This is a genomic window from Rhizobacter sp., from assembly GCF_031412075.1.
Lineage (GTDB): Bacteria > Pseudomonadota > Gammaproteobacteria > Burkholderiales > Burkholderiaceae_C > Rhizobacter.
This window is the reverse complement of record NZ_JANOCG010000409.1, coordinates 1-7,102: the sequence shown is the minus strand read 5'-3', so window position 1 is coordinate 7,102 and position 7,102 is coordinate 1. Positions and strand designations below refer to the sequence as shown.

The 7,102-nt window shown below is 66.8% G+C and carries 10 protein-coding genes; 5 read left to right on the top strand and 5 right to left on the bottom strand.

Translation table 11 applies throughout. The features are described from left to right. Positions 1-94 precede the first annotated feature (94 nt). The 3 genes from RMO40_RS15520 (at position 95) to RMO40_RS15510 (ending at position 1,269) form a co-directional block, all read left to right on the top strand. The gene (locus RMO40_RS15520; protein ID WP_309723224.1) at positions 95-484 is read left to right on the top strand and encodes a DUF2946 family protein; all 390 of its coding nucleotides are present in this window, start codon (positions 95-97) and stop codon (positions 482-484) included. A gap of 84 nt (positions 485-568) precedes the next feature. Next, complete coding sequence (locus tag RMO40_RS15515) at positions 569-784, top strand: hypothetical protein (protein ID WP_309723221.1); 216 nt, start codon at positions 569-571, stop codon at positions 782-784. A gap of 17 nt (positions 785-801) precedes the next feature. Beyond that, complete coding sequence (locus RMO40_RS15510) at positions 802-1,269, top strand: copper chaperone PCu(A)C domain-containing protein (protein ID WP_309723220.1); 468 nt, start codon at positions 802-804, stop codon at positions 1,267-1,269. Positions 1,270-1,275: 6 nt separating this feature from the next. Here RMO40_RS15510 and RMO40_RS15505 read toward each other — a convergent pair whose 3' ends face one another. From RMO40_RS15505 to RMO40_RS15485, 5 genes are all read right to left on the bottom strand, one after another. Continuing rightward, on the bottom strand, positions 1,276-2,148 hold the full coding sequence (locus RMO40_RS15505) for a c-type heme family protein (RefSeq protein WP_309723216.1): 873 nt from the start codon (positions 2,146-2,148) through the stop codon (positions 1,276-1,278). A gap of 67 nt (positions 2,149-2,215) precedes the next feature. After that, on the bottom strand, positions 2,216-2,710 hold the full coding sequence (locus RMO40_RS15500; RefSeq protein ID WP_309723213.1) for a DUF8082 domain-containing protein: 495 nt from the start codon (positions 2,708-2,710) through the stop codon (positions 2,216-2,218). A 142-nt stretch (positions 2,711-2,852) separates the two neighbouring features. After that, positions 2,853-3,425 carry a Holliday junction branch migration protein RuvA gene (ruvA, locus tag RMO40_RS15495; protein WP_309723210.1) on the bottom strand — a complete coding sequence of 191 codons (573 nt, stop codon included), beginning with the start codon at positions 3,423-3,425 and terminating at the stop codon, positions 2,853-2,855. Next, positions 3,422-4,075, bottom strand: coding sequence for a response regulator (locus RMO40_RS15490; RefSeq protein ID WP_309723207.1), 654 nt, complete (start codon positions 4,073-4,075; stop codon positions 3,422-3,424). Before RMO40_RS15490 ends, ruvA begins: the two co-directional genes overlap by 4 nt. A 16-nt stretch (positions 4,076-4,091) precedes the next feature. Next, positions 4,092-6,002 (bottom strand): ATP-binding protein, encoded by a 1,911-nt coding sequence (locus RMO40_RS15485; protein ID WP_309723204.1) that lies wholly within the window; start codon positions 6,000-6,002, stop codon positions 4,092-4,094. Positions 6,003-6,106: 104 nt separating this feature from the next. Here RMO40_RS15485 and RMO40_RS15480 point away from each other — a divergent pair, with 104 nt between their 5' ends. After that, the gene (locus RMO40_RS15480; RefSeq protein ID WP_489660173.1) at positions 6,107-7,039 is read left to right on the top strand and encodes a PhoH family protein; all 933 of its coding nucleotides are present in this window, start codon (positions 6,107-6,109) and stop codon (positions 7,037-7,039) included. Next, a partial coding sequence (locus RMO40_RS25525; RefSeq protein WP_489660172.1) for a PhoH family protein occupies positions 6,982-7,102 on the top strand: 121 nt, incomplete at its 3' end. The genes RMO40_RS15480 and RMO40_RS25525, both read left to right, overlap by 58 nt.

The following is a 7,102-nucleotide window of genomic DNA, read 5'->3' as shown; positions in this document are numbered from 1 at the left end:
GCGGCGCTCACCACCCTGCGTGCGGGCTCGAACTCATCGGTCTGAATGCTCATGTCGCATTATGAGCAGGCCGCCCCTGGCACAATCGCGCCCCATGTCACGCCGCCCCTTGTCCACCCGCTTTGCCCTTTGGCTGGCAATGTGCGCCTTGCTGCTCAAGGCGGCGGTGCCCATGCTGGCGAGCGTGTCGGCGCAAGCGCAGGGCAAGACGCTGGTCGAGGTGTGCACGGTCTACGGTGTGGCCACGGTCGCGCTTGAAGACCAGGGCTCGCAGCCCGCGCCCGAGCATGCCCAGGCCCACAGCGGTGACCATTGCACACTGACCGCACTGATGGCGTTTGCCGCGCCCGAGACGCAGCCGCTGGCCGTGCCGGCGGCGCACGCGAGCACAGCAAGCTCCCTTTCCCACCCCTCTCCCCAGGCGCCCGATGCGTGCGCCACCTGGGTCGCCCGACTGAAACACGGGCCACCCGCTTTCGTCTGAACCCACCGTCGTTGGCCGGCTGACACGCCGGCCTCGTGTGTTGCGCCCGCGCTGGTTTGCGGGCCTGTTCAGGTTGAAGGTTTCATGGAAACGAACAGCACCTCGCCCGCCTTCCGGCGCGGCCGATGGGCGGCTGGCCTGCTGGCCGCCGTGTGCCAATGGCAGCCGCGTGTGCCGCACCGCTTCGACCAACACTGGACAGCATCGCTCGGCCTCGACAACCTCGGCAACGCCACCTACTGGGCCTTTCACCCCTACACCCAGCGCACCCTGCACGCTGAGTTGAAATTCAACCACTGACCTTGGAGACCTCGATCATGAAACTGACCCGCCCTCTCGTTCGCGCCCTCGCCCTCGCCACGCTGGGCCTGGCCGCACTGGCTGCGCAAGCCCACTCGTTCAAGCTGGGGGCCATCGACATCGGCCACCCCTATGCCCGTGCCACCGCACCGGGCCAGCCTTCGGGAGGCGGCTACCTGACGCTGAGCAATGCCGGCGCCAACGACCGCCTGCTGTCGGCCTCGGCCGACGTGTCCAAGTCGGTGGAGTTGCACACCATGAGCATGGAAGGCGACGTGATGCGCATGCGCCAGCTCGACGCCGTCGAGCTGCCCGCCGGCAAGATGGTGGAGTTCAAGCCCGGCGGCCTGCACATCATGTTCATCGGTCTGAAAGCGCCGCTCAAGAAGGGCGACAAGTTCCCGCTGAAGCTGAAGTTCGAGAAGGCGGGCGAGGTCACGGTGCAGGTGAACGTGGAGGCGCCCGACACCTCCCACAAACACTGAGCAGCTCTAACCCTTCAGCATCCCCATGGCTTTGACGAGGCTGCGGCGCATGCGGTTGAACGACTTTTGCAGCATGCCGATCTCGTCCAACCGGGTTTCGGAGAACTCGGCCAGCGACATGTCGCCCTGGCTCACGCGGCGGGCCGCGTGGGCCACTTCGCGCACCGGTCGCACCACCAGCCGTTGCAGCAGCCAGTTCAGCACCAGGAACAGCACGACGAACACCGCGACCAGCGCGCCGGTGAAGGTGAGGAAAAGCTGCTTGGCCTTTTCTTGCGGCAAGGCAATCGGCACCGCCACCACCTGAGCGCCGACGACCTCGTTGAGTTGCCAACCAAAGCCGTTGGCCGGGCCGTACCTGGCCAGCAGGCTCGGGGGCGCAGCGGCCGGCGTGCTGTGGCAAGCCAGGCAGGCCGCGTTGGTGATGCGAATGGGGCGGGCCACGTAGAACAGGCCGCCCTGTGCCCCGGCGACCTCGCCTGACAGCTCCGTGGTCTGGGGGTCTGCACGGAAGCGCTCCACCACGTCTTTTTCCCAGGCCGTGGGCTTGTCGCGCGGGTTGGTGGGGTTGAGGGTGGCTTCCTTGTAGCTGTAGCCGGGTTGTCTGGCGGCCAGTCGGGCCAGCGTTTCGGTGGCGGCAAAGGCGGGCACCGTCTCGGGCAGGAAGTGGCGGTCGAGCATCGGGTCGAGGTGGGGCTTGATGTTGTCCACCGTGTAGCCGCGCACCGCGATGGCCACGTCCATCATGCGCTGGGCGTCGCGCACGACTTCGGCGCTGGCGTTGGCTTGCACCATCCGGTAGACCGTGCCGCCGGCCACCACCAGCGAGAGCACGAACAGCAGCGCAAACACCAGGTTGAATCTCAGCTTCAGGTTCATGAAGGGTCTCGGCTGATGAAGGAAGCGGGTGGGGGTTCAAGCCGGACCCCGGCGGGGCTGCGGCGGCTCAGCCGTCGGTATGGGTCTTGGACGACACCGTCACCTGGCGAAAGCGCGCACGCTGCTCCTCGTTTTCGAGGTGCGACTCCAGGCGTTGCAGCAACTCACTGACCGAGTCGGCGCGCTGGGATTCCCTGTCGAGCAGCAGGTCGGCAATCGGGCCCACCTCGTGAGCCAGCGCGTCGCGCAGTCGGTCACGTTGTGCGGGGGTCATGCGAAAACTGCGCTGCAGCGGGGCGTCGAGTCCTGAAGGCGTGGTGCTGTCGAGCGCAGCGGGCGTGGTGTCGTCGGCCTCGGCGTGGCGGCGTATGGCCCAGGAGGCCAGCCACTCCTGGCGTTCTTGCACGTTGAGCAGCAAGCGGGCGGCCGAGGCCATGAACTCGTCTTCGGTGCGGGCGTGGGCCGCACAACGCAGCAGGTGGGGCTTGACGTTGGTGTTCAAGCGTTTGCGCAGCGAACGCTCCACGCGGGCAACAAGACGAGGGTTGATCAAATCGGCCATGTACCTGTGCGGTAACGCTGCGGAGTGCGCTCGAATTCTATTCGCCTGCCCCTGTGAAGGCGGGTCAATTCGGGGCACCGCCACCGCAAGCCGGTGCAATGTGTAAGCAAATTTTGCACAACGGTGCGAGTGCGAAGCACGGCTACTTGGCCAGCGACTTGAGGGCCAGCTTGATGCCATCGCTGACGCCCACGTCCTTGGGCAGGCTCTTCAAGGCGAGGGCCGCTTCGCGGTCGCTGTAACCCAGCGCCACCAGGGCCTGCAGGATGTCGCCCTGGGTGTCGCTGGCCACACTCGCCGGGCTGGCGAGGTCGGGGCCGAGCTTGCCTTTGAGTTCGAGCAGCAGGCGCTCGGCTGTTTTTTTGCCGATGCCGGGCACCTTGACCAGGCGCGCGCTCTCTTGCATGGCCACCGCCTGGGCCAGCTCGCCCACGCTCAAGCCCGACAGGATGGACAGCGCCGTGCGCGGCCCCACGCCCGAGATCTTGACCAAGAGGCGGAAGGTGGCGCGTTCTTCGTGGGTGAGGAAGCCGAACAGCACCTGCGCGTCTTCGCGCACCACGAAGTGGGTGAGCAAGGTGACACGCTCGCCGAGCGCGGGCAGGTTGTAGAAGGTGCTCATCGGCACGTCGACCTCGTAGCCGACGCCGTTTACGTCCACCAGCAGCTGGGGCGGGTTTTTTTCTGCGAGCTGACCCGAGAGTCGACCGATCATCGGCGGAACAGACCCAATCGCTGCGCTTCCAGCGCGGCCTCGGCGCGCGAGCTCACGTTGAGCTTGCGGTAGATCTGCTTCACGTAGTCGGCGATGGTGTGGCGCGACAGGTTCAGCTGCACGCCGATCTCGGGCAGCGTGAAGCCCTTGGCCACCCACAGCAGCACCTCGTTTTCGCGGTCGGTGAGCGACACGTGGGGCAGGTTCTGCGGGCGCTCCTGCGGCTTGTTCTGCTTGGCAAAGTAGGCGATCACGCGGCGCGCGATGGCCGGCGACAGCGGAGGCTCCCCCTGGCTGATGCGTTGCAGCTGCTCGACGAAGTGCTCGCGGGGTTGTTCCTTGAGCAAGTAGCCGAAGGCGCCGGCCTGCAGCGCCGGGAACAGGTGGTCGTCGTCGTCGTGGATCGTGACCACCACCGACTGCGCTTCGGGCTGGGCTTCACGCAGGGCAGCGACCACGTCGACGCCCGAGCCGTCGGGCAGGCCCAGGTCGATCAGTGCCACCTCGAAACGTTCGGCGGTGATGAGCGCCAGCGCGTCGTGCACCCGTGCGGCCTCGAAGATCTGGGCTTGCGGAAACACCTGCAAGGCCAAAGCTTTCAACCAGGCGCGGATTTCGGGCAGGTCTTCCAGCAACAGGATCTTGTTCATGGCCACCGCCTTCGAGTTAAAACGCAAGAGTGAATGCTAGCAGTCGGGGCTCACGCCGTCCCAGCGGAAGTGTGAGCCGGATCACGGTTCCGTAGCCCGGGCCCGACTCGACCAGGCATTGGCCCTGCATCTGCTTGGCGCGGTGCTTCATGCTGGCCATGCCGTGGCCGCGGTCGAGCTTGCCGTCCAGCTCCATCGGGATGCCGCGGCCGTTGTCTTGCACCACCAACACAAAGTCTTGCTGGCCCAGGCTGCAGCGCACCTTGCAGTGCGACGCCCCGCTGTGTTTGATCACATTGCTCACCGCCTCGCGCAGGATGCGCGTGGTCTGCACGAAAGCGCGCGCCGACAGCTGCTGCGTGATGTCTTCGGTGGGGCTGCGCCAGTCGACCTCGACGCCGGCCTGGCCCAGGCGCGACACCGTCTCGGCGCGCCAGTCGGCCAGCGCGTCGGCCACCGGCAGCGGCTTGCCGGTCAAGCCGCGCACCGACAGGCGCATTTCTTCGAGCGCCTCGCGCGCGAGGGTGGAGATGCGCTCCGACTCGCTGGTGTGCACGATGGTCAGGAGCTTGGCGCCCAGGTCGTCGTGCAGGTCACCGGCAATGCGCTTGCGTTCCTTCTCGGTCACCTGTTCGACACGCAGCTCGGCCATCTGCACGTAGTTGCGCTCCATCTCGGCAGTGGCTGCGGCGACTCGGCTTTCCAGCGAGTTGCGCGCCGCTTCGGCCGCCTGCAGGGCCAGGCCGAACGACTTCAGCTGCCGCGAGCCGATCAGGATGAACATGACGGGCAGCGCGAAGTGCAGCAAATGCACCGTCGGCAGCGGCAGCCAGTGGTATTGCACCGCGCGCTCCACGGCCACCAGCACGCCCAGCACGCTCAGCATGATGGCCATCGGCCAGAAGTTGGCGCGCCGGTTGTGCCAGTCGGTGTAGAGGTACAAACCGAACATCAGCACCACTTCGAACGACATCAACAGGTACCAGGCGCTGCTGACGGTGAACAGCCGCTGCGGGCCGGCCAGCACCAGCGTCATCGGCACCACCAGGCACTGTGCGAGCAAACCGGCCTCGATGACACGCGAACGCAGCGCGCCATAGCTCAGCAGAAACTGCACCACCAGCGCGGTGAGAACGGCAAAGCCCACGCACACCAGCAACTCGGCGGTGGCGTTGTCCACCGGCAGATCGCGCAGCCAGGTGCGGGCGGTGAGTGCATTCCAGGTGAGGATGACCAGGCCGAAGTAGGTCAGGTGCGCCTCTTGCCGGTTGATCCAGCCCAGGAACAGCAGAAACGCGCCCAGCACCGTGGTGGCGATGGTGATCGCCTGCAGCAGCGAGATGCTCCAGAACATCTCGCTTGCATGCCGCTCGGCCAGCACCGCGTGGGGCCCGATCTGCACCTGCGACAGCGCGCCCGCCCGCTGGCGCGACGTCACCTTTTGCAGCGGGTAGCCCTGCACCTTGATGTCCAGCGTGTTGCCCTCGGCGCGCAGCAGGCCGCTGGGCAGCGCAATCAGCTGCGGGTAGAAGCAGTTGCGCGTGACCGGCTCGCTCATGCGCCCGCCGCTGTAGACGATGAAGCCGTTGAGCCGCACCTCGGCATTGCTGCACACCCGCTCGATGTAGGCGGCCAGCAGCTGGTCGGCGGTGCCGGGCGCGTCAAAGCGCAGCCGGTACCAGACCGGGCCGTCTTCGCGCGGGCGGCTGTCAGACCACTCGTCGGGCAGCTTGATGGGTCGGCCCGGCTGATCCACCGGGAAGAGCTCGCCTGCGCCGCTGGTGGCCAGGGCGTTGTCGAGCACGATCACGTTGACCTGCGGGTCGACAGCGTGGGCGTGCAGGCTGGCCAAGGCCAGCAGCCAGGCCAGGGCGAATGGCCCCAGCCAGGCCAGGGTGGCAGCGGTGAGGATTCGTCGGGCTCGCATGGGCGCCGATTGTGCAGGAGCGTCAGTTGGGGCTGCACCGCTTCGGGCTGTGGCGCGACAATCCGCTTTTGGAAAGACGCACCGTGATCCTTCGCCACGCTTTCATGCCGCTCGACAACATCAAGCTCTCGCACCTGTGCGGCAGCCTCGACGAGCACCTGCGCAACATCGAATCGGCCTTCGACGTGAGCATCTCGCGGCGCAACGAATCGTTTCGCATCGAAGGGGCCAAGCCGGCCACCGAGCGCGCGGTGGCGCTGCTGCAGGCACTCTACGACCGCGCCCGCAAGCCGATCTCGGCCGAGGCCTTTCAACTGGCTTTGGTGGAGGCGCTGGCCGATGCCAAACGGAGTGGCCCGCGCGAGGCCGGCGACGCGCAGGCCGACGCCGAAGAGCAGGTGCTGCGCACCCGCCGCGCCGACCTGGCCGGCCGCACCACCAACCAGCACCTGTACCTGAACAACATCCGCACGCACGACATCACCTTCGGCATCGGCCCGGCCGGCACCGGCAAGACCTTTCTCGCGGTGGCCTGTGCGGTGGATGCGCTGGAGCGCAGCGCGGTGCAGCGCATCATCCTCACCCGCCCGGCGGTCGAGGCGGGCGAGCGCCTGGGTTTCCTGCCCGGCGACCTGGCGCAAAAGGTCGACCCGTACCTGCGCCCGCTCTACGACGCGCTCTACGACCTGATGGGCTTCGAGAAGGTGGCCAAGGCCTTCGAGAAGGGCAGCATCGAGATCGCGCCGCTCGCCTTCATGCGCGGGCGCACGCTGAACCATGCGTTTGTCATCCTCGACGAAGCGCAGAACACCACGCGCGAGCAGATGAAGATGTTCCTCACCCGCATTGGCTTTGGCGCCAAGTGTGTGGTGACGGGCGACGTGAGCCAGATCGACCTGCCACGCGGCACCGACAGCGGCCTGATCGACGCCGAGCGTGTGCTGCGGCGGGTGAACGCCTGGGCTTCCTGCCCGGTGATCTGGCGCAGAAGGTCGACCCTTACCTGCGCCCGTTGTACGACGCGCTTTACGACCTGATGGGCCTCGACAAGGTGGCCAAGGCGTTCGAGAAAGGCACGATCGAGATCGCGCCGCTCGCCT